The 26,112-nt window shown below is 59.7% G+C and carries 17 protein-coding genes, 1 other RNA gene and 1 pseudogene; 9 read left to right on the top strand and 10 right to left on the bottom strand.

Going from position 1 to position 26,112, the window contains the following annotated elements; translation table 11 throughout:
- Nucleotides 1-24 precede the first annotated feature (24 nt).
- Nucleotides 25-507 carry an SsrA-binding protein SmpB gene (gene smpB, locus FHW75_RS04165; RefSeq protein WP_012274261.1) on the top strand — a complete coding sequence of 161 codons (483 nt, stop codon included), beginning with the start codon at nt 25-27 and terminating at the stop codon, nt 505-507.
- 70 nt (nt 508-577) lie between these two features.
- Here smpB and FHW75_RS04160 read toward each other — a convergent pair whose 3' ends face one another.
- Nucleotides 578-1,345 carry an FCD domain-containing protein gene (locus FHW75_RS04160; protein WP_019098164.1) on the bottom strand — a complete coding sequence of 256 codons (768 nt, stop codon included), beginning with the start codon at nt 1,343-1,345 and terminating at the stop codon, nt 578-580.
- A 255-nt stretch (nt 1,346-1,600) separates the two neighbouring features.
- Here FHW75_RS04160 and FHW75_RS04155 point away from each other — a divergent pair, with 255 nt between their 5' ends.
- The 8 genes from FHW75_RS04155 (at nt 1,601) to FHW75_RS04120 (ending at nt 12,173) form a co-directional block, all read left to right on the top strand.
- Nucleotides 1,601-3,271: a lactate permease LctP family transporter gene (locus FHW75_RS04155; protein ID WP_019098165.1), complete on the top strand. Its 1,671-nt coding sequence runs from the start codon at nt 1,601-1,603 to the stop codon at nt 3,269-3,271.
- 63 nt (nt 3,272-3,334) lie between these two features.
- Nucleotides 3,335-4,480, top strand: coding sequence for an FMN-dependent L-lactate dehydrogenase LldD (lldD, locus tag FHW75_RS04150; RefSeq protein WP_025754269.1), 1,146 nt, complete (start codon nt 3,335-3,337; stop codon nt 4,478-4,480).
- 75 nt (nt 4,481-4,555) lie between these two features.
- A complete protein-coding gene (locus FHW75_RS04145) occupies nt 4,556-7,366 on the top strand; it encodes an FAD-binding and (Fe-S)-binding domain-containing protein (protein ID WP_025754270.1) in 2,811 nt (936 codons plus the stop codon).
- 380 nt (nt 7,367-7,746) lie between these two features.
- The gene (locus FHW75_RS04140; protein ID WP_012274266.1) at nt 7,747-8,037 is read left to right on the top strand and encodes a hypothetical protein; all 291 of its coding nucleotides are present in this window, start codon (nt 7,747-7,749) and stop codon (nt 8,035-8,037) included.
- A gap of 99 nt (nt 8,038-8,136) precedes the next feature.
- Nucleotides 8,137-8,535: a transfer-messenger RNA gene (gene ssrA, locus FHW75_RS04135) on the top strand.
- Nucleotides 8,536-8,722: 187 nt separating this feature from the next.
- The gene (locus tag FHW75_RS04130; RefSeq protein ID WP_183673207.1) at nt 8,723-9,979 is read left to right on the top strand and encodes an integrase domain-containing protein; all 1,257 of its coding nucleotides are present in this window, start codon (nt 8,723-8,725) and stop codon (nt 9,977-9,979) included.
- A gap of 941 nt (nt 9,980-10,920) precedes the next feature.
- The gene (locus FHW75_RS04125) at nt 10,921-11,901 is read left to right on the top strand and encodes an integrase domain-containing protein (RefSeq protein ID WP_183673185.1); all 981 of its coding nucleotides are present in this window, start codon (nt 10,921-10,923) and stop codon (nt 11,899-11,901) included.
- On the top strand, nt 11,898-12,173 hold the full coding sequence (locus FHW75_RS04120; protein WP_183673183.1) for a hypothetical protein: 276 nt from the start codon (nt 11,898-11,900) through the stop codon (nt 12,171-12,173). The genes FHW75_RS04125 and FHW75_RS04120 overlap by 4 nt, the downstream gene beginning before the upstream one ends.
- 339 nt (nt 12,174-12,512) lie before the next feature.
- Here FHW75_RS04120 and FHW75_RS04115 read toward each other — a convergent pair whose 3' ends face one another.
- From FHW75_RS04115 to FHW75_RS04080, 9 genes and pseudogenes are all read right to left on the bottom strand, one after another.
- Entirely contained in the window at nt 12,513-13,154 is a 642-nt protein-coding gene (locus tag FHW75_RS04115; RefSeq protein WP_260308732.1) for a hypothetical protein, read from the bottom strand.
- Between the two features lie 111 nt (nt 13,155-13,265).
- Nucleotides 13,266-13,415 (bottom strand): annotated as a pseudogene (locus tag FHW75_RS27080) (HNH endonuclease); the annotation flags it as partial.
- 100 nt (nt 13,416-13,515) lie between these two features.
- Nucleotides 13,516-16,617 (bottom strand): type I restriction endonuclease subunit R, encoded by a 3,102-nt coding sequence (locus FHW75_RS04110; protein WP_183673179.1) that lies wholly within the window; start codon nt 16,615-16,617, stop codon nt 13,516-13,518.
- 100 nt (nt 16,618-16,717) lie between these two features.
- A complete protein-coding gene (locus FHW75_RS04105; RefSeq protein ID WP_183673177.1) occupies nt 16,718-17,320 on the bottom strand; it encodes a hypothetical protein in 603 nt (200 codons plus the stop codon).
- Nucleotides 17,317-18,594 (bottom strand): AAA family ATPase, encoded by a 1,278-nt coding sequence (locus tag FHW75_RS04100; protein ID WP_183673175.1) that lies wholly within the window; start codon nt 18,592-18,594, stop codon nt 17,317-17,319. Before FHW75_RS04100 ends, FHW75_RS04105 begins: the two co-directional genes overlap by 4 nt.
- Before the next feature lie 169 nt (nt 18,595-18,763).
- On the bottom strand, nt 18,764-20,083 hold the full coding sequence (locus FHW75_RS04095) for an McrC family protein (RefSeq protein WP_183673173.1): 1,320 nt from the start codon (nt 20,081-20,083) through the stop codon (nt 18,764-18,766).
- On the bottom strand, nt 20,080-22,563 hold the full coding sequence (locus tag FHW75_RS26720; protein WP_260308730.1) for an AAA family ATPase: 2,484 nt from the start codon (nt 22,561-22,563) through the stop codon (nt 20,080-20,082). Before FHW75_RS26720 ends, FHW75_RS04095 begins: the two co-directional genes overlap by 4 nt.
- A gap of 74 nt (nt 22,564-22,637) precedes the next feature.
- Entirely contained in the window at nt 22,638-23,963 is a 1,326-nt protein-coding gene (locus FHW75_RS04085; protein WP_183673171.1) for a restriction endonuclease subunit S, read from the bottom strand.
- The gene (locus FHW75_RS04080) at nt 23,953-25,887 is read right to left on the bottom strand and encodes a class I SAM-dependent DNA methyltransferase (RefSeq protein WP_183673169.1); all 1,935 of its coding nucleotides are present in this window, start codon (nt 25,885-25,887) and stop codon (nt 23,953-23,955) included. The genes FHW75_RS04085 and FHW75_RS04080 overlap by 11 nt, the downstream gene beginning before the upstream one ends.
- Between the last annotated feature and the right edge of the window lie 225 nt (nt 25,888-26,112).

Raw genomic sequence — 26,112 nt, 5'->3', positions numbered from 1 at the left:
GGACTTGCCTATAATGCCGCCCCTATGGCTAAGCAAAAAAAACATCCGACCGGGACCATCGCGCAAAACAAGAAAGCGCGACACGATTACTTCATCGAACACAAGTTCGAGGCCGGGCTGGTCCTGTCCGGCTGGGAAGTAAAAAGCCTGCGCGCCGGCAAGGCACACCTGACAGACAGCTATGTGCTGCTCAAGGACGGTGAAGCCTGGCTGTTCGGCAGCCACATCACCCCGCTGACCACCGCCAGCACCCACGTCATCGCCGACCCCATCCGCACCCGCAAGCTGCTGCTGAACAAGCGCGAGCTGGAGCGCCTGGAGGCCGCCGTGGCGCAAAAAGGCTACACCTGCGTAGCCTTGGCGCTGTACTGGAGCAAGCACCTGATCAAGTGCGAAATCGCACTGGGCAAGGGTAAGAAGGAATTCGACAAGCGCGACACCATGCGCGAACGCGATTCCAACCGCGAGCTGCAGCGGGCTGTACGGAACAAGGGCAAGGAAGACTAGCTCTTCTTCAGCCTGTTCCGGCCTCTTCGCGGGTTTACCCGCGAAGAGGCCAGCACTGCCCATACAAATCTCAACGCCCGCTGCGCCGCTCCGCCCGCGCCACGCGCTGCGCTTCTTCGTGCGCCTCTTCCAGCACCTCCTGCACATACAAAATGTGCCGGCTGGACACCTCCCGCGCATCCTCCGCCCTGCCCTCGACAATGGCCAGGTACAGCTCCCGGTGCTGGCTGATCAGCATGTCCCGGGTCTCGGTGCGTTGCTGGTACATGCCACCAATGTTGGTCACCACGTTGCGCTTGAGCAGGTCGAACAGCCCTCGGATGGTATGCAGCAACACCGCGTTGTGGCTGGCCTCGGCAATCGCCAGGTGGAAGCTTGCATCGGCTGCGCCCTCTTCCGCACGGGTCACTTCATCGACCCGGGCATAGCAGTCCTGCAGTGCATCGAAGGCCGCCTTCAACCGCGCCCGATCCGGCTCGGTGGCACGCTGGGCAGCGTAATAGGCGCAGGACGCCTCCAACGTGTGGCGGAACTCAAGCAAATCACGCTGGGCCTCGGCACTGTGCTCTAGCAACTGCAGCAACGGGTCGCTGAAAGTGGACCCCAACGACTCGGCAACAAAATTGCCCCCGCCCTGCCGGCTGACCAGCAGCCCCTTGGCCACCAGTTTCTGGATCGCCTCACGCAGTGACGGGCGGGACACGCCGAACTGTTCGGCAAGGACGCGCTCGGCCGGCAGCCGCTGCCCCGAGGTCAGCGTACCTTCCAGAATCATCCCTTCCAGACGATCGACAATGTCGTCGGACAGGCGCCGTTGGCGGACCTGATCAAAAACCATCACATGCTCTCCACAAACCCCCGGCAAATTTCAGGGGGCGCCTATTCTCGCCGATCCAGGCCGCGCAAACACCCATCAAGTCGCGATTTTCCCAGCACATCAGGTGCCCGCTCATCGGCACGCGACCAAAGTTTTGCACGGGACAAATTGACACACCCATGACAGCGCTTTTAACCTAGCGCCCAGTCATTGTAAATTGGTCTTACCAATTATCCAATGCCAGTGCTGACCAACAACAATTAGGGGCCACCCCATATGCAAACCTGGCAACAACTCTATAGCCCGCTTGGTAGTCTTGGCCTGTCCGCATTGGCGGCGGTCATTCCCATCGTGTTCTTCTTCCTTGCCCTCGCCGTGTTCCGCCTTAAAGGCCACGTAGCCGGCAGCATCACCCTCGCGTTGTCGATCCTGGTGGCCATCTTCGCCTTCCAGATGCCTGTCGACATGGCTTTCGCCGCCGCGGGTTATGGCTTCCTCTATGGCCTCTGGCCAATTGCCTGGATCATCGTTGCGGCGGTGTTCCTGTACAAACTCACGGTCAAGAGCGGCCAGTTCGAAGTGATCCGCAGCTCGGTGCTGTCGATTACCGACGACCAGCGCCTGCAAGTGCTGCTGATCGGCTTCTGCTTCGGTGCCTTCCTGGAAGGTGCGGCAGGCTTTGGTGCACCGGTGGCAATCACTGCCGCGCTGCTGGTGGGCCTGGGCTTCAATCCGCTGTACGCCGCCGGCCTGTGCCTGATCGCCAACACCGCACCGGTAGCCTTTGGCGCCCTGGGCATCCCGATCATCGTGGCCGGCCAGGTGACGGGCATCGACGCCTTCCACATCGGCGCCATGACCGGCCGCCAGCTGCCGCTGCTGTCGCTGTTCGTACCGTTCTGGCTGGTGTTCATGATGGACGGCCTGCGTGGTGTGAAAGAAACCTGGCCTGCCGCCCTGGTCGCCGGCCTGAGCTTCGCCGTCACCCAGTACTTCACTTCGAACTTCATTGGCCCGGAACTGCCCGACATCACCTCGGCCCTGGCCAGCCTGATAGCCCTGACCCTGTTCCTGAAAGTGTGGCAGCCCAAGCGTTCGTTCAGCGAAGCCAAAGGCAGCGTCGGCGCAGCGGTTGTGCAGCCAAGCGGCAGCCAGCCTAGCCCGTACAGCTTTGGCGAGATCTTCAAGGCCTGGTCGCCGTTCCTGATCCTCACCGTGCTGGTCACCATCTGGACCCTGAAGCCGTTCAAGGCAGCGTTCGCCCCGGGCGGCGCGATGTACAACTTCGTGTTCAACTTCGCCATCCCGCACCTCGACCAGCTGGTGATCAAGACCGCACCGATCGTTGCCGCGCCAACCGCCATGCCAGCGGTATTCAAGCTCGACCCGATCTCCGCCACCGGCACCGCGATCTTCCTCTCGGCGCTGATTTCCATGGCGGTGCTGAAGATCAACTTCAAAACTGGTCTGACCACTTTCAAAGAGACCTTCTGGGAGCTGCGCTGGCCTATCCTGTCGATTGGCATGGTGCTGGCCTTCGCGTTCGTCACTAACTACTCGGGCATGTCTTCGACCATGGCCCTGGTACTGGCCGGCACCGGCGCAGCGTTCCCGTTCTTCTCGCCGTTCCTCGGCTGGCTGGGCGTGTTCCTGACCGGTTCCGACACGTCGTCCAACGCCCTGTTCAGCTCGCTGCAGGCCACTACCGCGCACCAGATCGGGGTGAACGACACCCTGCTGGTAGCCGCCAACACCAGCGGCGGCGTGACCGGGAAGATGATCTCGCCGCAATCGATCGCCGTGGCCTGCGCCGCCACCGGCCTGGTGGGCAAGGAGTCCGACCTGTTCCGCTTCACCGTCAAGCACAGCCTGTTCTTCGCCACCATCGTCGGCCTGATCACCCTGATCCAGGCTTACTGGCTGACCGGCATGCTGGTTCATCACTAAAGTGAAAGGGGCCGGGCGCCATGGCGCGCCCGGCACTCCCCACAAGCAACGCTGCGAGAATCCATGATCATTTCTGCCTCTACCGACTATCGCGCCGCGGCCCAACGCAAGCTGCCTCCTTTCCTGTTCCACTATGCCGACGGCGGCGCCTACGCCGAGCACACCCTGCGCCACAACGTGTCGGACCTGGCCGGCATTGCCCTGCGCCAGCGCGTGCTGAACAACATGTCCGAGCTCAGCCTTGAGACCAAACTGTTCGACGAAACCCTGAGCATGCCCGTGGCGCTGGCCCCGGTCGGCCTCACTGGCATGTACGCCCGGCGTGGCGAGGTGCAGGCAGCCCGCGCGGCTGCGGCCCACGGCATCCCGTTCACCCTGTCTACGGTGTCGGTGTGCCCGATCGAAGAAGTGGCCCCGGCCATCGACCGGCCGATGTGGTTCCAGCTGTACGTGCTGAAAGACCGCGGCTTCATGCGCAACGCGCTGGAGCGGGCCAAGGCGGCCGGGGTCAAGACCTTGGTGTTCACCGTCGACATGCCCGTACCCGGCGCCCGCTACCGCGACGCGCATTCCGGCATGAGCGGCAAGAACGGCCCACTGCGCCGCGTTCTGCAGGCCATGACCCACCCTGAATGGGCGTGGGACGTCGGCGTGATGGGCCGCCCGCATGACCTGGGCAACATCTCCAAGTACCGTGGCAACCCCACCGGCCTTGCCGACTACATCGGCTGGCTGGGCAACAACTTCGACCCGTCCATCTCCTGGAAAGACCTGGAGTGGATCCGCGAGTACTGGGACGGCCCGATGATCATCAAAGGCATCCTCGACGCCGATGACGCCCGCGATGCGGTCAAGTTCGGCGCCGACGGTATCGTGGTGTCCAACCACGGCGGCCGCCAGCTCGATGGCGTGCTGTCCAGTGCCCGCGCCCTGCCGGCGATTGCCGACGCGGTCAAAGGCGACCTGAAGATTCTCGCCGACTCCGGCATCCGCAGCGGCCTCGACGTGGTGCGCATGATCGCCCTGGGCGCCGACACTGTACTGATCGGCCGCGCCTTCCTCTACGCCTTGGCCGTGCATGGCCAGGCCGGGGTGAAAAACCTGCTGGAGCTGTTCGAGAAGGAAATGCGCGTGGCCATGGTGCTGACCGGCGCCAAGTCGATCAGCGAGATCACCCGCGACTCGCTGGTACGCGAACTGGGCGCCTGACCGCCTGCAAGAACGACCGCCTGATTGACCCGGGGCATGTGGCGCACAGACGCCACGGCCCCGCGAGGAGACTGCATGAGCTTGCCCGCTGCGTTCCTGCGTGATGCCGAGCGCCTGATACCCGCCGAACGCCGCTTCGACGACCCCACTTCCACCCTGGCCTTTGGCACCGACGCCAGCTTCTACCGGCTGATCCCCAAGCTGGTGGTGCGTGTCGAGTCCGAAGACGAAGTGGTCGGCCTGATCAAACTGGCCCAGCGCGAGCGGGTGCCGGTCACCTTCCGCGCCGCTGGCACCAGCCTGTCTGGCCAGGCCATCACCGACTCGGTGCTGATCGTGCTTGGCGATAGCTGGGGGGGTAAAGAAATTCGCGGCCAGGGCGAGCAGATCCGCCTGCAGCCCGGCGTCATCGGCGCCCAGGCCAACGCCTGGCTGGCCCCCTTCGGGCGCAAGATCGGCCCGGACCCTGCCTCGATCAACGCCTGCAAGATCGGCGGCATCGTCGCCAACAACGCCAGCGGCATGTGCTGCGGCACCGCGCAAAACACCTACCACACCCTGGCCGGCCTGCGCCTGGTGCTGGCCGACGGCACCCGCCTGGACAGCGAAGACCCGGCCAGCGTGGCCGCCTTTGAACGCAGCCATGCCGACCTGCTGGAGGCGCTGGCCCGCCTGGGCCGCGAAACCCGCGCCAACACGGCACTGGCTGAGCGCATTCGGCACAAATACCGGCTGAAGAACACCACCGGCCTGTCGCTGAACGCACTGGTGGACTTCGACCAGCCGCTGGACATCCTGCAACACCTGCTGGTGGGTTCCGAAGGCACTCTGGGCTTTATCAGCGCCGTCACCTACGACACCGTGCCCGACCACCCGCACAAGGCCAGTGCCCTGCTGGTGTTCCCCAGTGTCGAAAGCTGCTGCCGCGCGGTCACCGTGCTCAAGCGCCAGCCGGTTTCCGCTGTGGAACTGCTCGACCGCCGCAGCCTGCGCTCGGTGCAGAACATGCCCGGCATGCCGCTGTGGGTAAAAGGCCTGTCGGACAACGCCTGCGCCCTGCTGATCGAGTCCCGCGCCGCCAGCCAGAGCCTGCTGCATGAGCAACTGCAACAGGTGATGGCCTCCATCGCCGATTTCCCGCTGGAACAACAGGTGGACTTCAGCGAAGACCCGGCCGTGTACAACCAGCTGTGGAAAATCCGCAAGGACACCTTCCCCGCTGTCGGCGCCGTGCGCCAGACCGGCACCACGGTCATCATCGAAGACGTGACCTTCCCCATCGAGCAACTGGCCGAAGGCGTCAACCGCCTGATCCAGCTATTCGACAAGCACCGCTATGACGAAGCGATCATTTTCGGCCACGCGCTGGAAGGCAACCTGCACTTCGTCTTCACCCAGGGCTTCAACAGCGCCGAGGAAGTCGCCCGTTACCAGGCGTTCATGGACGACGTGGCGCAACTGGTGGCCGTGGAGTTCGGCGGCTCGCTGAAGGCCGAACACGGTACCGGGCGCAACATGGCGCCGTTCGTAGAGCTGGAATGGGGCCATGACGCCTACCAGCTGATGTGGACGCTAAAGCGCCTGCTCGATCCCAATGGCATCCTCAACCCCGACGTGGTGCTGAGTGAAGACCCGGACATCCACCTGAAAAACCTCAAGCCGCTGCCTGCCGCCGACGAAATCGTCGACAAGTGCATCGAGTGCGGCTTCTGCGAACCGGTGTGCCCGTCCAAAGGCCTGACCCTCAGCCCGCGCCAGCGCATCGTCATGTGGCGTGACATTCAGGCCAAGCAGCGCGCCGGCATCGACACCCGCGAACTGATGCAAACCTACCAGTACCAAGGCATCGACACCTGCGCCGCCACCGGCCTGTGCGCCCAGCGCTGCCCGGTGGGCATCAATACCGGCGAACTGGTGAAAAAACTGCGCAGCCAAGCTGCCGACCACGGCAAGACCGCCGACTGGCTGGCCGATCACTTCCACACCGCACTGGGCGGCGCCCGCCTGACCCTGACCGCCGCCAACACCGCACGCAAGCTGCTCGGCGCCCCCCGCCTGAGCCGCCTGACCGCCTCGTTGAGCAAAGCCAGCAAAGGCCGCCTGCCCCAGTGGACGCCCGCGATGCCACAGCCGCTGCGCCCGCTGGACTTCGGCCCGGCCAGCAACGACGCCCGCCCCCGCGTGGTGTACCTGGCCGCCTGTGTTTCACGGGTGATGGGCCCGGCCTATGCCGACCGCGAGCAAAGTTCGCTGCTGGACAAAACCCGCGCCCTGCTGGAAAAGGCCGGCTACCAGGTGGTGTTCCCCGACAACGCCGACAGCCTGTGCTGCGGCCAGCCCTTCGCCTCCAAGGGCTACCCCGAACAGGCCGAACACAAACGCCAGGAACTGATCACCGCCCTGCTGCACGCCAGCCGCGGCGGCCTTGACCCGATCTACTGCGACACCAGCCCCTGCACCCTGCGCCTGGTGCAAGACCTGGGCGAAACACGGCTGGACCTGTACGACCCCGTGCGCTTCATCCGCACCCACCTGCTCGACCGCCTGGAGTTCACCCCCCAGGACGAGCCGGTGGCTGTACACGTGACGTGCAGCACCCAGCACCTGGGTGAGAGCCAGGCCTTGATCGACCTTGCGCGACGTTGCAGCAAACAGGTGGTGATCCCGGAAGGCATTCATTGCTGCGGCTTTGCCGGCGACAAAGGCTTCACCACCCCCGAGCTCAATGCCCACTCGCTGCGCAGCCTGAAGGATGCGGTGCAGTATTGCAGCGAAGGCATCTCCACCAGCCGCACCTGCGAGATTGGCCTGTCGAGCCACAGCGGCATCGACTATCACGGCCTGGTCTACCTGGTAGACCGCGTTACCCGGCCGCGCAGCATTTAGGCTGGAGGGGGTCGCCGTTAGGTTTGCGGCGCCGGTGAGACCGAGCGCCGCCCGCGCGGCGCATCGCGAGCTGCGCTCGCGCCTACCTTTGTTTAGGGCCAATCCTGCCTGTGGCATTTGCACGCGAACGCCTTGGCGCATGGCTGGATATCGCGCCGTACAAACAAGGCGGTCGCGCGAGCCTGTCGCAGGCATAACTGGCCCGAAACAAACGTAGGAGCGAGCGCAGCTCGCGATGCGCCGCGCGGGCGGCGCTCGGTCTACCAGGTGCTATAGAAACAAAGGCGAGCACCAGCAGCCCCGATCCCGATTGAACCCCCGCCAATCCCCCACAGTCCACCTTACAGGCCCACCTTCCAGAGGCCCCAGAGGAGACACCCATGAAAGGTACCGCGCTTTCGGCCCTGTTCGCGGCCGCCACCCTACTGGCTTCGCCTGTATTTGCCGCCGAAGACCTCTGCACCACCAACCTGCAAAAGATCGACGACAGCATGGCCACCGCCGGCGCCACCTCCGAAGGCCTGGACAAGGCCATCACCGAGCACGTCGACAAAGCCAAGGCCGCCCAGGCCTCCGGCGACACCAAGGAATGCATCGCCATCACCAGCAAAGTGCTGGAACGCCTGGAGAAAACCGAGAAAGGCAGCGGCACCGGCAGCGGCGGTGCGTGAGCCTGAAAGCGGGCGACAGGACCGGCTGTCGACGTCGCCCGCGCAATGGCGTATACTCCACCTCACGTGCCGTAAGGTGCGTTAGCCAAGCGCTAGTGTGGGGCCGATTAGGATTCGACGCCGGTAGCGAAACTCTAGGTGCATGCCGAGTTGGTAACAGAACTCGTAAATCCACTGTTGCAACTTTTATAGTTGCCAATGACGAAAACTACGGCGCGGAGTACAAGCTGGCTGCGTAAGCGGCCCTCTTGACCCGTTGCTTCTGGTAGCTTCGGCTCCAGCAATCACTAGGGGATGCCTGTAAACCCGAACTGATTGTCATACAGAACAGGATCGTCGCGTAGCACGTTGTGGGCGAAGTGACTAAAACTTACACAACTCATCCAAAGCACCCTGCCCGTCGGGCGGCTGCGGATTAAATCAGTAGACACGGCTAAGCATGTAGTACCGACAGCGGAGTACTGGCGGACGGGGGTTCAAATCCCCCCGGCTCCACCAAATGATCAAAAAAAGACGTCCACGGACGTCTTTTTTTGTGCCTGAAACCCAGAAAATACGCGGCCTCCAGCGCTTTTGCGGTCTTTCAAGAGTTTTTGAGTTCCAGCCATTCGGGTATTCCAGGCGGTATTCCAGCTCACCCGGTGCTAATCTTTGGAATACCGAATCAGTGCTTGAGGACAATCTCATACCTGCTCAAAACCTCCGCCTCTCCGATCGACAACTCAAGGGAGTCAAACCCGCGTCCAAGGATTACGTCCTCACGGACGGCGACGGTTTGCAGCTCCGCGTACGCAGCAACGGCTCGTTGCTGTGGAATTTCAACTACCGCGAACCGGTGACCAAGAAGCGCATCAACATTGGCTTCGGGACCTATCCCGAACTGTCGCTGGCGAATGCACGAAAGATGGCAGTCGAAGCGCGCGAGCTGCTCGCCCAAGGCATCGATCCGAAGGTGCAGCGCAATACGTTGAATGAAGCCAAGCGCGCAGAAACGGAACATACCTTCGAGAACGTGGCCACCACCTGGTTCGAGCTCAAGAAACACTCGGTCACCCCAGCCTACGCCGAGGACATCTGGCGGTCGCTCACACTGCACGTGTTCCCCGATTTGAAGACGACACCACTGACGAAAATCACCGCGCCGATGGTGATCGCATTGCTTCGTCCAATCGAAGCGAAAGGCAGCCTTGAGACGGTCAAGCGACTTAGCCAGCGGCTAAAAGAGATCATGACCTACGGCGTAAACTCCGGCCTGATCTTCGCCAACCCGCTCAGTGGCATCAGGGCAGTCTTCAAGAAGCCCAAGAAAGAGAACATGGCTGCGCTACCACCCGAAGAGCTCCCCGAGCTCATGCTGGAGATCGCGAACGCCAGCATCAAACGCACCACCCGTTGCCTGATCGAATGGCAGTTGCACACCATGACTCGCCCTGCCGAGGCGGCGACCACTCGCTGGGCAGACATCGACTTTGAATGGCGTGTCTGGACTATCCCTCCGGAGCGGATGAAGAAGCGCCGCCCACACAGCATCCCGTTGAGTGATCACGCTGTCGCGCTGCTGGAATCACTGAAGACTCACAGCGGCCATCGCGAATACGTCTTTCCGGCTGACAGAAATCCGCGTACCCATGCCAACAGCCAGACCGCCAACATGGCATTGAAACGCATGGGCTTTCAGGATCGATTGGTCAGCCACGGTATGCGCTCGATGGCCAGCACCATCTTGAATGAACATGGGTGGGACCCCGAACTCATTGAGGTCGCACTGGCGCATGTCGACAAGGATGAGGTGCGCAGCGCCTACAACCGAGCCGACTACATCGAGCGCCGGCGTCCGATGATGGCTTGGTGGAGTGAGTACATCCAGAAGGCCGCCACCGGCAGTCTGCTTGCATCAGCATACGGCCAAGTCAAAGACAAGAACGTGGTGCCGATACGCTAGCTCTGTACGGCGCAAGAATTGCGGAAACAACTGAACGCCCAAGATTCGGGGCAAGCAGCCTCGCTTATCTGCTTATCAGCGCGGGTCCATCCAAACAGGGCTGCAAAGCCGCCCTGTTTGGATGGACCTCATTTTGAAGAGCTAAAAGCCACGACGTTGTCCGGGATTTACCAAGTAATTCCACCGATGGATAACCGCTTTTCACGTCCTCAAGGGCGCTTAATTTCGGCCCTTGACCAGGTTCATCCACAGGCGTAGAACTGGCCGTGCAAAGGCTGTCGATGACAGCACCCCAGGTGACCCGAGCCTTAAAGGTCACGCCGCTCCCGCGGTGGTTCAGCCCAAGTACGATTCGCATCCGGCAGCTCGTACGGTCACGCCCCATGTGATGGATGCTCTTACACATATAGCGCTCGTGCGCCAGATACACCGTACCTCGCTGCCCTGCAGCAACCTATCCGCTTGGCCGACTATTGCGCCAACCTGTGCCCGTCTCTTTCTGTGGAAAGAGACGGGCACTTCTACCACTGCTGCAGCCCTGATCGCACAGGGCTTTGCGGCATTCCCCCTCGTGACAATCGGCGTGACAAACGCCGATGTCACCAGCAACAGCCATGTAGATGATGGTGCCGCAGACCAAGGAATGGACTGCACCTGACTGACAGTCAGGCATGCCCCGGTCATCGCAGTGCTGCTTGCACCTGGCTCAGGATCTTCAGGCGCTGGTCTCGTCAGCCAGTGCTGCCTCCACCCGCCCACCGGTAACGGTGCTCAGGAGGCCAGATCATGAGATGCCCTTGCTCCCGGACGTAAGGAGCCGCCAGTCCCGCGTAGAGGACATTCCCCACAGGTCGCAGGGGCCTTGATCCCTGATAACACTCAGCATTCTTAGCGGGATGACGTGGGGCGAGGATCGGAGAGCGGATGATGAGGTGACTGACATGGCATTGGTGGGTAGACGCAATGGCCGCAATTTCGGTTACGGCAGACAATTGAGCTACGCAGGGCCGCAAGCGCTGAAAGACATGTTCGGCGGCGGTCATTACGGCACGGTCAAAGCGCACTGTGATCGGTGGCAGGCATTCGTCTGGTGGTGCCGTTCCGAACAGGGGCCCGGTATCAATGATGCGCGGCAGATTGATCGGAAGGTGTTGGCCGACTATGCGGATTATCTACGCGACGTGGTTAGGCGCGGTGATCTCGCCGTCAGCACCGCACAAAACCGCCTATCCAGCGTTAACAGGACCATGGCAGCGCTTCGCGGTGATCAGTATGTGAAGTTGCCAAGCCCGAGTAAGGCATTGGGTATGAAGCGCAGCGGAGTTCGACACTCAGTGCCGCAGGGCCAAGACCGCAAACAGGTTAAACAGATTGTCGATGTGCTTTGCCGCGATCATCAGCTACGGGCTGCTGCAATCGTTTTATTGGCGCGAGCCACCGGCATGCGCTTGCGTGAGGCCATCCTAGCCGACTTGCCACGGCTGAGCCGTGAGGCTAACGACCTAGGCAGGATCAACATCCAGGATGGCACCAAAGGTGGCCGAGCTGGCGCCTCAGCGCCACGATGGATTGCGATGGACCACCATGTTCAAGACGCACTTGGGTTTGCACGGCAGGTGTCGCCTGCGAGTAGCAGCAACCTGATTGCGCCAGACGAAAGCTATCTGACTGTTCTGCAGGAAATCATCCGCCCAGCGCGGGACGTCCTGCATGCACACAACCTCAAAGGCTTCCATGAGCTACGAGCGGCGTACGCATGTGAACGCTATGAGCAAATTACGCAACACCCTGCGCCTATCAACGGCGGCTTATGTTGCCAGGTAGACAGCAACCTAGATCGTGAGGCCCGGAGGCTAATCAGCTATGAGCTAGGGCACGGTCGAATCGATGTGGTCGCGGCCTACATTGGAGGACGCATATGAGCAAGCCATTCGATATGGAACTGTTCTTGGCTGCGGTGCTGACGGGATCGTACGCAACGCGGCAGCGCCATTTACGGCAAGCTAGGCTCATCCAAGCAGAGATATCTGAACGCTGGCAGCTAGAAACACCTTGGAGTTGGAAGAAAAAACATCTTGCTTGGTTTCGCGACCACCGACTAGCGAGGCGATGCAAAGCAACTCGATATTACTACCTGCTGACCATCCGGCTGCTGGCTCGCCGTTTAGAAAGAGCTTGGGTCTTCAAGTGCTAAGAAGGTCTGACTTTGATAATCACGACCGACCGCAACCGACCCAGGCTGTGTGAAAACCTCTCGACCGATGTGGCTGTTCAAAAAACATCCTAAAAATTGCGCGTCTACGCAAAATCTGGGGCTGAGCCGCCATCTCTTTTCAGATTTCACGTACGAGCGCGATCATCCAAATGCAGCAGGGGTTTTCACACAGCCTGGACCCATAGCGCCTCTCGCGAAGGGCAGCAATCGACCAGAAGGGTCGCTCACCTCAGACAGCTTATGTTTGATTAAGAGGGGCTTTAGCACGTCCCAGTGAGCGAGGCGAACGGTTTGAACCAGTTGTTAGACGTCAATGAGCTACAGGAGGAAAGGACAATAGCCATGCTTTTTATCAAATTCAAGACCTTGGGATATTTCAAAGTTGCCGTGGAGATAGTGCTTGCGATCCTCTCCTTGTGCTAAGCGACAACCTAAGCGCTCAACCAATGGACTGATTCCCTCATGCTCATCGATCCACTCGTTATAGCCAGCAATTGATGGTCCGCCTACATTTATGACGAACTCGACGCCATAGAAAAGAAAGCAAAAAAGTGTTTCCTGCCGCCTGTTCATAAAAAGTCCAAAGCCAAAGCCGGCTTGAACCCATTCATTCGTGAGAGGGTGTTGCATCAATGTATCGTGGGGGAACACGCGTCTCTGCGAAAATGGCCATTCCTTAAAATTGTTTCCATACCGAGCGTATTCGCGAACATTGTCAAAGAAAGGCTCGTTGCTCAAATGAGATGGGCCTTGGGGGCTTTCGCAGAACAACTCTGCAACCGCCTCGTAAGCCATTTTGCAAAGAAACCTCGACATTTCCCGTTGTGGTGGATCATCGTTGATTGTGAAAAACAGTGGCTGCTCAAATTCATTAATAATGACTTCAGAAAGAGCAGGCATATCGTTACTTTTTTCCGTATTTAGGTGAACCATCCCACTTGACGAGCGGCGCATATTCACTGCGATATCGGTACCAGCAATGTGGCCAACCAGAGATGGATATGTTCCTTTCTTATTGGGAACTTGCTCCCATGCACGGACATTTCTCATCCATGAGTGAGTTAGAACCGGTTGCTCAACTCTGCGCGCAAAGTAGTTATTGCACTTATCACAGACAATACCAGCCCGCAATACACGTTTTGTGTTTCCAGCTGATTCTGGGATGATGTGTTCAACACTACGTGAGCTTGTTGAGTCGCTTTTGCAGAAGATACATCGCATAGGCTTTTAGTAACTGACTTCTAATGTTTGAGGACCAGCTTCAGCCAGTCCCAAGTTGGCGAGCGAGCGATGAGGTGACCGTTATGGCATTTGTACAGCCCTACATCCATGCCTCACAGAGTGTCTCAGCCTGTGCCAGCACTAGTTGTGCCGCCTCCTCCTGCTGATCCGGCGGATACTTATATTTACGCAGGATGCGCTTGACCAGAAGCCGCAGCTTGGCCCGCACACTGTCACGATTACTCCAGTCTACGGTTACGTTCTGGCGCAGGCTATCGGTCAGCTCATGGGCGATCTTGGCTAGGATCTCATCGCCCAGCTCTCGCACCGAGGCCTCGTTATTGGCCAGCGCATCGTAGAAAGCCAACTCGTCATCATTCAGGCCCAGCGCATCTCCACGCTTGCTCGCTGCAGCAAATTTCTTGGCCATCTCGATCAGCTCTTCGATGACCTGGGCGGTCTCGATGGAGCGGTTCTGGTAGCGCTTGATCACGCTATCGAGCAGCTCGGAGAACTTCTTCTCCTGGGCCAGGTTGCTGGCGAACTTGCTCTTGATCTCACCCTCCAGCAGGCGCTCCAGTAGCTCAACCGCCAGGTTTTTCTCCGGTAGGTTGCGCACCTCGGCAAGGAACTCATCATCGAGCAGGCCGATATTGGGCTTGTCCAGACCGACCGCCTCGAACACATCCACCACCTCGCCGGAGACTACAGCATTGCCGATGATCTGGCGGATCGCCAGCTCACGTTCTTCGTCGGTTTTCTTTTGGGCGCTGATGTCACGCTTGATCAGCAGCACCTTGATGGCCTGTAGGAAAGCCACCTCCTCCCGAACGGCTTTGGCCTCGTCCAGGGTGCAGCACAAGGTAAACGCCTTGCTCATGGCCAGAGCATTGTCGGCAAATCGCTTCTTTCCGTCCTCCAGCCCCAGCACATGGTTGGCGGCACCGGCCAGCAGCTTGTGTCCGCCAGTCAGGAAGTCTCCGTAATCGAAGCCATACAGCAGGCTACGTAGCACATCGAGCTTTTCCTCCAGCACCGCATAGGCTTCATGGGCATCGACGGTGGGCTGCCCCCTGCCTTTGCTGGCGGTGTACTCCTTGAGCGCCGCCTTCAGTTCGTTGGCAATGCCGATGTAATCCACTACCAGGCCGCCCTGCTTGTCCTTGAACACCCGGTTCACCCGGGCGATGGCCTGCATCAGGTTATGGCCCTTCATCGGCTTGTCGACATACAGGGTATGCACGCAGGGCGCATCGAAACCGGTCAGCCACATGTCGCGGACGATCACCAATTGCAGCGGATCGGCAGGGTCCTTGAAACGTTTCTCCAGGCGCTTCTTCACCTGCCCCGGGTAAATATGCGGGCGCAGCAGTGCCTTGTCCGATGCGCTACCGGTCATGACGATCTTCACCGCGCCCTTCTCCGGATCCTCATCGTGCCATTCGGGGCGCAGGGCGATGATCTCGTTGTACAGGTGCACGCAGATCTCACGACTCATGGCCACCACCATGGCCTTGCCGTTTTGCGCCTGGTTGCGTTCCTCGAAGTGCGCCACCAAATCGGCCGCCACGCTCTTGATACGCGGCTCGGCCCCCACGATTTTTTCCAACGCGGCCCAGCGCGACTTCAAGCGTGACTGCTGATCCTCCTCCTCATCCTCGGCCAGCTCGTCGACCTCGTCGTCGATATGCTCCAGCTCAGAGTCTTTGAGCGACAGCTTGGCCAGCCGCGACTCGTAGTAGATGGCCACGGTGGCGCCATCTTCCTTGGCCTGTTGCATGTCGTAGACGTGGATGTAGTCGCCGAACACCGCACGGGTGTCGCGGTCTTCGCTGGACACCGGCGTGCCGGTAAAGGCCACGAAGGTAGCGTTGGGCAGAGCGTCGCGTAGATGCTGGGCATAACCCACCTGGTAGCGGGCACCGGCCTCGGCCACCTTAAGGTCCGGCACCTTCAGCGAAGCACTGAAGCCGTATTGGGTGCGGTGCGCCTCGTCGGCCACCACCACGATATTCGAGCGCATGGACAACACCGGGAAGCTGTCTTCATCCTCGCCCGGCATGAACTTCTGGATGGTGGCGAAGACAATGCCGCCACTGGGGCGGTTGGCCAGTTTCTCGCGCAGATCGCCGCGGGTAAGCGCCTGTACTGGCTGTTCACGCAGCAGATCCTGCGACAGCGAGAACACGCCGAACAGTTGGCCGTCCAGGTCGTTGCGGTCGGTAATCACCACGATGGTCGGGTTCTCCATCGCCGCTTCCTGCATCACCCGGGCGGCGAAGCAGGTCATGGTGATGCTCTTGCCCGAGCCCTGGGTATGCCAGACCACCCCGCCCTTGTGCGTGCCGCCAGGGCGCGAGGCGCTGACCACCTGCTGGATCGCCGCACGCACGGCATGGAACTGGTGATAGCCGGCAATCTTCTTCACCAGCCTTCCGTCATCCTCGAACAGCACGAAGTAGCGTAGGTAATCCAGCAGCATCGCCGGCTGCAGCACGCCACGCACCAGCGTCTCCAGCTCGTTGAACTCACCCAGCGGATCCACCGTGACCCCATCGATGGTGCGCCAACGGGCGAAGCGCTCGATATCTGCAGACAGCGAGCCCATGCGCGCCTCGCTGCCATCGCTGATCACCAGAATCTCGTTGTAGTGAAAGACGTCCGGAATCTGCTCCTTGTAGGTCTGGAGCTGGTCGAACGCCTTTACCAAATCGGCATTCACATCCGCCGGGTTCTTCAACTCCAGCAGCACCAGTGGCAGGCCGTTGACGAACAGGATGATGTCCGGCCGGCGCGTATGTTTCGGCCCCTGGATGCTGAACTGGTTGATCACCAGCCACTCGTTGGCCCGCACATTTGCCCAGTCGATCAACCGCACGAAATCGCCGCGGGTCTCGCCGTCCTTCTGGTATTGCACCGGCACACCGCCGACCAGCAAACGATGGAACAGGCGGTTGGCCGACAGCTGCACCGGCACGCCCAGCTCCAGCACCTGGCGCAAGGCGTCCTCACGCACCGCCAGAGGGATCTGCGGGTTGAGTCGGGCGATGGCCAAGCGCAGGCGCATGCTCAAAAGCACGTCGCGATAGCTCTCGCGCTCAGGGTTATCGCCGTCGTGGGCGATATCCGGGCCATAGAGGTGCGTGTAGCCCAGCTCTCCGAGCCATTCGAGCGCTTCTTTTTCTAGCTGATCTTCGGTCATTTCACTGCCTTACCTGGCGGGAGCATCACTCGGATGGCGTGGCACGACCACGCGGAGAGCGAGCTTTACATGCTTGGTTACTTGATCGGTGCTTGTTCGCTTATGGCAGAACTGCAGCATTCTGCTTCTCTACGGCTCGAGCAATCAGAGGCGCAACCTCACGCAGCCCGTCGAGCGTCAGCTTGCCCTCCTGATATTTGCGATACCAGCCACGACGCTGTCGCAGTACTCGCTCATCATCCTGCAGATGCAGGCGCTCAAGGGTCTTCACCGCCAACTCACGCAATGGTTCGGGCACCCGCTCGGGCACCACGACGAGCTGCAACGAAGGCAACAGCATCTCGAACCAGCCTTCACGCACATCAAGTGGGTCGAGGATTGTGACAGCCTTGTTCTTACTGCTGTTGATCCAGCCCGATGCAAAGCGGTAGTTGCTCCATTCGTAGGCCAACGCCTCATCGGCATCGACTGGCAGAAAGTGATCCACGGTGCCAACTGGTTCATACATAGCGCCATACGCACACAGCTCTCGAAACGCATCTGCCAGCGCAGGCTTGAACGGGGTCCAAATGTCTTTGGGCCGCGTCCTCCCTGGCTTCCTGCTCGCCTTGGGATGCGCAGCGAGCCACTGAGCACCCTTCCTGCGGCATTTTTCATCGAACTCAGCGGGCTCGGCCATAAGCCTCTGATCAATTTCGATCATGCATCACCCGACCTGCGCGGTAGTTGCCGAGTCTCAACCAGCCAGCGCGGCCAGAATTCGTCATGTCCCGGGAGTACACGCATCAGTTCCTTGTGGATGGCGCCCTGAGAATGCAACTTTTCTGGCAGAGCAGCTTTATCTCCTCGCATCCAGGCTTCAGCGGCTTCAATGGCTTGCTCCGCCTCGACAGATCGAGCCTGGCGCAAGCCAAACGAGTCTGACACTAGCCAGTTCACCACATCCCCTTGCTTGGCCCAGGGCTCTTTACTGACTTCAGCCTGTCCATCACACAAGCCGATGTTGAATACAACATCCGTCGCTTCATCGAACTCTGGCTCGACCGATGCCAGCACCAGCGGGGAATGGGTGGCCACAATAAGCTGCACCGGCACCTTCTTGCCGGTCAGCGCCTGCATTACCCGCAGCAATGCAGGCACCACCCGACGCTGCCACTGCGGGTGCAGATGGCATTCGATCTCATCGATTAGAAAGACGATTTCCTTGGCCTGTTTACGCCCGGTCTGCTCACACGCAAGGCGATGTTCGCGCCAGGTCCAAACCAACAAATAAGCCAATGCTGCGATTCGGCGCATACCGGCTGAAGCATGTACCAACGCCACATCCTGTCCATAGCTCATGCGTAGTGAAGGGTAGTCTTTAACGTCTAGCCCCAGCCGCACAGGCTGGCCCGGCTCAAGATGTTCAACGCCCGAGGGAGACAGTGCAGCCAAGACTTTGATCAGGTCTGAAAAAGCCTCATCCCGCCCCTTCTGCCACAGCACCCAGTCGTGAATCAGCCCGTTGCAGTAGCGAATGCCGTTCGGCCCCTCAAGCCCGTTCCACACCTGCTCCGGGGTGAAGTTGAATGCCCTGGGGCGCTCCGCCGCATCATTGCCTTGCCAGTAGTTGCGCGCGGGGTCCCAAGCGGAAAAGCTGCCATCGACCCCGGCGTAGATCACCACACCCGGAATAGCTGGTCGGCCCTGCTTTGTTGGCCATAGCTGATCACTGCGTTTGAATACGCTGGTCTCTGCAAAGTCACCTGATGTCGATTTACTGAAGGCATAGGTAATGCTGCTCTTCTTGCTGCTGGTCGGCGGCACCGCAGGCACGCCCCGCGCCCAGGTGCGAGTCAGAGACCACCAGGCGATATCCAGCAAAAAGCTCTTGCCCAAGCCGTTATCACCGGTGATGAAGTTAAGCCGCGGCGCAAAGTCTACCGGGCCAAAGGTTTTGGCTGGGCCTACGCCTTCAAGCAACAGGCTTTTCAGCATGTGTAATCTCCATTAACTAGCGAGCAGGGAATGCCATCAGCCACGCCGTGCAAATAAACGGATTGGATCATGCCAGAGGCACTTCGAACAGTGTCCTTGCAACTTATGAGGGACAAGCAACGCATCACGTCATGAATATCTGCTACCGGATCTAATCGCTGAATTTGTCTCATCCGCTCAGCCACAGCGGATTTCGACTGACTCTATCACTACATAGCGCAAGACCGGCCGCCTCGGCATCCACCAGACAGCCTTCCCCATCCAGCTCAAACGGCAACACCCAAAGCTTCATCCCCTCACCGTAGTCGAACACCGGCAGCGCCTTGCGTAAACCAGACCACCACGGATAAATCAGCACGAGCGTCGGAATGCCAGTGTCATTGCAGTACTTGTGGCCATAAGCAAACAGCTGATAGAAATCGCTCTGACTCAGGTCGTAGTTTTTCTCAGGTTTACCGGCATCGATGCGCTTCCACTTGGTGTCGAGAATCCAGCGCTGCTTCGGCGTGTCGATCAGCAAGTCCGGTTTCAAGCAGAACATCTTTCCGCTGTCATGCCTGCACAGGTGGTGCCGGCTGGCTTGTGAGGTCAGTTTCGCACCGGGTAGCAAGCGTTGCCGGAGCCAGCCCTCCACATAGCACTCGAACAGCTTCTCCATCGGAAACAGCAAGCTCATGCCGCGCCACTCGCCACTCACGGCAATAGGCATCTGCTGGTTGAGGATCAGCTCGCACCAGGGCTTTATCGCCTGGTAATGCGCCATCAGCCGGTCGCGGCTCCAGGCGCGTAAATCCTGGCTCACCTGCTTGCTAACCGGCACCTCGGCCAGCATCGCCCGCAGCTCGTTGGCCAGGCGCCAGTTGGCGGCATCCTCCGTACTCTTGGCCACCTGCTCCAACGCCAGCTTGAGCAAGCGGTTCTCGGCACGGTCCGGCAGGAACACATCGTGACGAATCTGGAAGTGATGCTGGCGCCCCGGTGGCTGGCGCATCTGTGCAACCACATTGAGCTGGCCTCGGAGAAAACGCTGTTCCTCCTCGATGCGCTGGTAGTCGAAGCGCACCCCACGTTTGACCAGCAGATCCAGCTCCGAAAGGAACTGGCCCATCACCCACTCACTGAGCGGTGCATCGAACAGCTCAAGGCTCGCCACCGAGGCCTCGCGGGGTTTGAGCTGCAAAGCCCGCTGAATCAGCTTGCGCAGAAGCGCACGCCCCTTCACCAGACAATCGCCCTGCTCATGGTGCTTGGGCAGAATCTCCAGGCGCGTACCGCAGGGCGTTTCCAGCACACCCACGTAGCTGTCCCATTTCAGCGAGCGCCGCCCCTCTACCTGCAGCAACGTGGCGCCATTGCGATTGAAGCTAGCACTCAGCTCACAGAGCCAGTCAAAGGCTGATTCAGAAATCTGCGCACAGTCGAGGTTGCCGGGTGCGACGGCAGCCGTGGTCAGGCGAGCGTATTCACGAACGCTGACGAATGCGCTCAAGCACTCGCCTCCTCTAATTCTTCTGCTGGCTCCTCGGCCTTGGTATTCACCGCGATGACGCCCGCATACGCAGAAAGCCGCTTGAACGCTGCATCATTGATTCGCCATAAGCCACCTTGGGCCGGCACGCTGATGTTGCCGAATAGTGCCGCCACATCCTGTTTGTCCTGCTCCACAAAGCGGTCGAATATCGGCTTGCGGTGGTCGTTGAACACCCACTGAATACGCTGCCAGTCCTCGAAGAAGTACTCCTGCAACAGGGGCAGAATCTGGTTGCGGAAGATGCTTTCAAGCCGCGCCAACGTCGGGTCACCTGTGAGCGGCATAAAGTAGGCATGCCCCAGGCAATGATCCCGATCCAGCAGCACCTCGATACGCTGGTTCATCACCCGCAGCAGTTGGCCGATATTCAGCCCAGCTAGCTCAACGTCATCCAGCAGCTCGGGCCGTGGCGGCATCTCGCGGAACACGAAACGTCGACGCAGGGCAATATCCAGCCCCGCCAGCGAGCGGTCGGCGGTGTTCATAGTGCCGATCAGGTAGACGTTGTCCGGCACACTGAAATGCCGCTTCGAGTATGGCAACACGGCCTCAAGCGCCTCCGAGGCACCGGCACGCTTGGACGGCTCGATCAGCGTGATCAGCTCACCGAAAATGCGCGAGATGTTGCCGCGGTTAATCTCGTCAATAATCAGCACATGCGGCAATTTCGGCCCAACCACGGGCCGCTTAGCCTCGCCCACCAGGCTGAGGCCGGCCTGCTGTAACCCCTGCTGCAATTCAGGCCAACTGATGCGGCTCATGGGGTACACGGTTTTCAGCGTCAGGCCACGACCGCCATTGAGCTCGGTGATGTCGAAGTCAATATCGGTCAGCAGCCAGTTGACCGGCAGACGATGCACATAATCCTTGCGCACCCCCTCCGGCACCTCGGGGTTGTACTCATACTCGCCGGTAACCACCCCCACCGCACAGATACTCTTGCGAGTACCCAGGCAGACCAGCACATCACCCTCTTCGATCTCATTCCCGAAGCTGGCCAGTGAGCTCTGGTCATTGCTGCCAAGCTTGAGCGAAGGATCGGCCAGATCGGCCTGGCGAATATCACCCACCTTGTGCCAGCCGATACGGGCTTCACCATGCTGGAAGCAGTAGCGCCGGGTTCGCCCGTCACTGCTAGCCTCCTCGATAGAAATCTTCCAGATGGTCGGATCCTTCTTCAGCCCCAGCTTCTGCTCCAGCACCGGATCGCCACTGGCATCCAAACACAGCTGGACAAACACCCCCTTGGCCACATCGTAAGCCAACATTCCACCAGGGTTACCCTCGCTGTTCGGTGGCAAAGCCCTCAGTCCCTCAACGAAATCCTCGTAGCTGAAGCTCTGGTGGAAGGTGACGAAGCGAATGCGCTTCTGGGCAACGAACTCATCGAAATGCCGCTTGCGCTGCTCACGCGGCAGCGCAAGGAGTTGCGGCGCGAGAACTTCAAGCGCGACGTCGATTGTTTCGTAGGTCTTGCCGGTGCCCGGCGGGCCGTACAGAATCTGATTGAGCGGCGCGACCTGCCGCTCACCACTTGGAGTTACCGATTGCACTGCAGTCACTTCATCCACAGAGTCAGTCTCATAGGCCAAACAGAAAGCTTCCAGCGCCGCCATATCGGCGAGCTTGATGGACAGCGCCGGGTTGCCGACGGCCAATGCTGGCGCGCAGGAAGCAAGACCACTGTGGCGTGTGTCTTTGGGTGAGTATGTTTCGCAGTCCAGCCCCGCAATGGCCTGCTGCCAGTTACCAGGCGCAACGAACAGGCTCAGCTTGCCGTTTTCGCGCAGCAAGGCCAGTTCGCGGTCATTGCTCAGGCGAAAGCCAGCCATTTTCTTGGTGACATTGATCTCGGTGAACCGCTCAGGGTCGGCACTGAAAAAATCCAGCGCCTGCTCGGCCAAGCTGTGATTGCGATGCCATTCCTGCGCCTGCGCCCATACCTGATCGGAGTAGGCAAAAAGGCTCTGGCCCTGCCGCTGAGCCATCAACTGACGCTGCAAAGGCGCCAACTTCTCATTCTGGCTGGCCTTGCGCCCCACTGCTGCACAGAGGTCGCGGGCCGCGAACACGCAAAGGATGCAGGGGTCTTGCTGGTTCTGATAAAGGAACGCGATTTTCCACTTAACCACCGGGCCAAGGTCAACCTGCTCGATCCTCTCCAGATCGCCCGCACGCGCCGCCTCAGCCACCGTAACGATATGCTGGCGCACGCTGGCGAAAGCCTGCTCCGCACTGTTGCCGTACTTCTTCAGCCAGGCGTGATCATCGGTGAATACACGATGAGGGTTGCTCTTTTCCTGCTTGTCCAGCCGGGAAAAAACGCCGAACTTGAAGGACGACCCACCCCAGATTGAACCCAACGACTCGGTATGTTTCTCCAGCCAACGGCAAAAATGGTTGTCCGAGCCAGCCTGGTTGTATTCCTCAAGGGTCATCTGCTGCAGGCTTTCCAGCGGCCAACGTTCGAGAAACTGCGACCACAGCGCTTCGCGCTCGGCAATGGGTTCGTTCATTGGGCAATATCCATATCGTTTAGCACAGCCGGTGCTTCCGGCATGCGAAGCTGGCCGGAGATCAGGCGGGGTAAGAGTGTGTCGCGGAGTTGAGTGAGGGTTTTGGCTTGCTGCTGAATCGTTTTGATTCGTTCAAATATTGAACTGACAGCCTGCTGAAACGCCGAAGCCACTTCGGAACTAGGCACTATGATCGGAATAGCCTTAACTGCTTTCGAGTTCACTGCGTCAGCGATTGACGATGTGCTGCTCAACGCCGAGTAATCAAACTGCCGCAGATACAAATAAATATACTCGCTAGAAAGCGGTGACTGCTCGGTGATCTTACAGTGAGCAATAGCCTCATTCGTAGTCATCTCGCCATAGGTAATGGCGACCCTACCAATCGTCATTTTGAAGCTCAGCAAGACCGTATTATCAGGAACCATCCGGACATTAAATCGGCTAACTGCATCAACAGTCAGGTATTCACTTGTATCAGTCAAAAAGGTTCCTGACGCCCCCATGTCACGGATAGAAACCCATTGCACATCGTTAGAGCTTTCACTGAACCATTGCGGCTCCTTTCGTGGCGGCGTCTTCCCGATACCAACATCCGATATCCGGTCAAGGCTACTAACCCGCCACCCCTTCGGCACCAATCCCAGTTCGGACTCTTCGAAGCTATCGGGAAACAGGGTGACGGTGGTGGCGTCCATGCCTTCCGGCTGGCGGCCTTCGGCCTTGGCGCGCACGGGGTCGAAATCGACGAACCAGGACTTGAACAGCGCCTGGGCGATGGCCTCCAGAGTGGCCTTGGTTTCGCGTAGCAGGGTGATGCGGTCGTCAATACTGCCCAGAACCTCAACAACAGCATCTTGCGTGGATATATCCGGAACAGCCACCTTCATCTTCTTGGCTGCCCCAACATTGAAATGCTGTTGCACAGCGCCAACTGTGTGTGAGCTGATGTGATGAGCTGCTACTGAGTTAACCCAGTAACACAGAAAACGCGGGCGAATTTGCTCCCCACACCGCACAATCACCAAATCAGAACAATTAGCGTCAGGTAACCAATCTGGGATGACCGCGCACGTACCAGGCTTTCCAGTACGAACGATGGCTACGTCCCCAGGACGAAGAGCCGATTTTTTGATTTGCTTATGAAACTCAGGCGTAACGTACTTTATCTCATTGGTATTGATCCGGAATGGCTCAATATTCAGCGAGCGAAGGAATGGAACACCATTCTCAACATACTCAGAAGCCATTGGGCCTACGTAGCCAACCGTTACCTCATTAGCAATAAGTTCAAGCTCTTTTAAAGGCCACTCAGAACTCATACCCCAGCCCCCCCAGCTTCTGCCGGATCAACTGATCGAGTTCCGCGCCCTTCTGCATTTGCTCACCCAGTTGCTGGGTCAGACGCTGCATCTTCTCGGCAAAAGCTTCGCCGTCATCCTCCACTTCCTCAGCGCCAACATAGCGCCCCGGCGTCAGCACATGCCCATGCTCGGCAATTTCCGCCAGGGTGACGCTGCGGCAGAAACCGGGGATATCGACGTACTCGCCAACCTGCCCACCTTCATCCAGCGCTTCGCCGCGCCAGGTTGCCACCGTGCTGGCGATACGTTCGATATCAGCATCGGTCAGTTCGATCTGCACACGACTGACGCTGGAGCCCAGCTTGCGTGCATCGATAAACAGCACCTGGCCGCTGCGGTCGATGCCGCCAGTGCTCAGGGCATGGCGCTTGTCCTTGACAAGGAACCACAGGCAAGCAGGAATCTGGGTGTTGAAGAACAGCTGCCCGGGCAAGGCGACCATCACTTCCACCACATCGGCCTCGACCATGGCGCGGCGAATCTCGCCTTCGCTGTTCTGGCTGGAACTCATCGAGCCGTTAGCCAGTACGATGCCAGCGCGGCCATTGGGCTTTAGGTGGTAGAGCATGTGTTGCAACCAGGCATAGTTGGCGTTGCCCTGCGGCGGCGTGCCATAGACCCAGCGCGGGTCACCTTCCAGGCTGCCGTGCCACCAGTCGCTGATATTGAACGGCGGGTTGGCCAGTACGAAGTCGGCGCGTAGATCACTGTGCTGGTTGCGGATAAAGGTATCCGCCGGCTCCTTGCCCAGGTTGAAATCGATGCCGCGAATGGCCAGGTTCATCGCCGCCAGGCGCCAGGTGGTGGGGTTGGACTCCTGACCGTAGATGGACACGTCGCCCAGCTTGCCGCCGTGGGCCTCGATGAACTTCTCCGACTGCACGAACATGCCGCCCGAGCCACAGCAGGGGTCGTAGACCTTTCCGTGGTGCGGGTTGAGCACCGCCACCAGGGTTTTCACGATGCTGGCCGGCGTATAGAACTGCCCGCCCTTCTTGCCTTCGGCGCTGGCAAACTGGCCGAGGAAGTATTCGTAGACCTGACCGAGCAGGTCGCGGGCGCGGCCCACGTCGTCACCGAAACCGATGGTGGAGATCAGATCCACCAGCTCGCCAAGCTTGCCGTCCGGCAATTGGGCGCGGGCGTAGCGCTTGTCAAGGATGTTCTTCAGCTTGGGGTTCTCCGCCTCGATGGCGGCCAGGGCCTCGTCGATGCGCTTGCCGATATCCACCTGTTTGGCGGCGGCACGGATCGCCTCCCAGCGAGCCACTTCCGGCACCCAGAACACGTTGACCTCGCGGTAGTAGTCGCGGTCTTCCAGCTCGGCGTTGAGCGCCTCTGAGTCGTCTTCGCCCAAGTAGTAATCGTCATTCTCGTCGGTCAGCTTGCGTTCCAGCTCGGCACGGCGGCCGGCGAAGCTGTCGGAGATGTACTTGAGGAAGATCAGTCCGAGCACGATGTGCTTGTACTCGGCAGCATCCATATTGGCGCGCAGCTTGTCGGCGGTGGCCCAGAGGGTTTTCTCCATGGCCTCGATGCTGGTGGCAGCCTGTACCTTGACCACCTTGGCCTTGCTGGCTGCCGCCTCGACGCCATAGCTGGCGGATACTTCGGCCACCGCCGGCTCGAAACGCTCCCGCGCCTTGCTCAGCGCCTGCGCCGCCAGGCTGGCACCTGCGGCCTGGGCGCGCAGCACGGAGCCACCCCGCCCGCGGCCTTTGACCAGCACACCCTCACCGATTAGCGCGTCGCGCGATTCCCAGAATTGCTCTTCACTCAGGCCGGTGAACTGGCTCTTGAGTCGCTCATAAAGGGCCTGATTGCCGATGCTGCCGCCATCTTCCGGTACTGCTGCCAGCAACGCCTGGGCCAATTCACTCATGCATAACACTCCCATACCGTCCACCATCAGATGGGCCGGCCAATACTCAAACGGGCAATGAACAAACGAGAGGGAACCTGAGAAAGCCTCAAAACAGCGCTTTAATGCACCGCTTCATTCAGAGAGCCATCCCTCGACCACGCAAGCTGCCATCATTTTGCAATGCGCGCCACCTTATCGGCTGGCAGAGCACGCGTAAAGCGGTGACCTGATTTCCAGGGGTAT

This window comes from Pseudomonas sp. OG7, from assembly GCF_014192825.1.
Taxonomy (GTDB): Bacteria; Pseudomonadota; Gammaproteobacteria; order Pseudomonadales; family Pseudomonadaceae; genus Aquipseudomonas; species Aquipseudomonas monteilii.
This window is presented reverse-complemented; position numbering and strand designations above follow the sequence as displayed.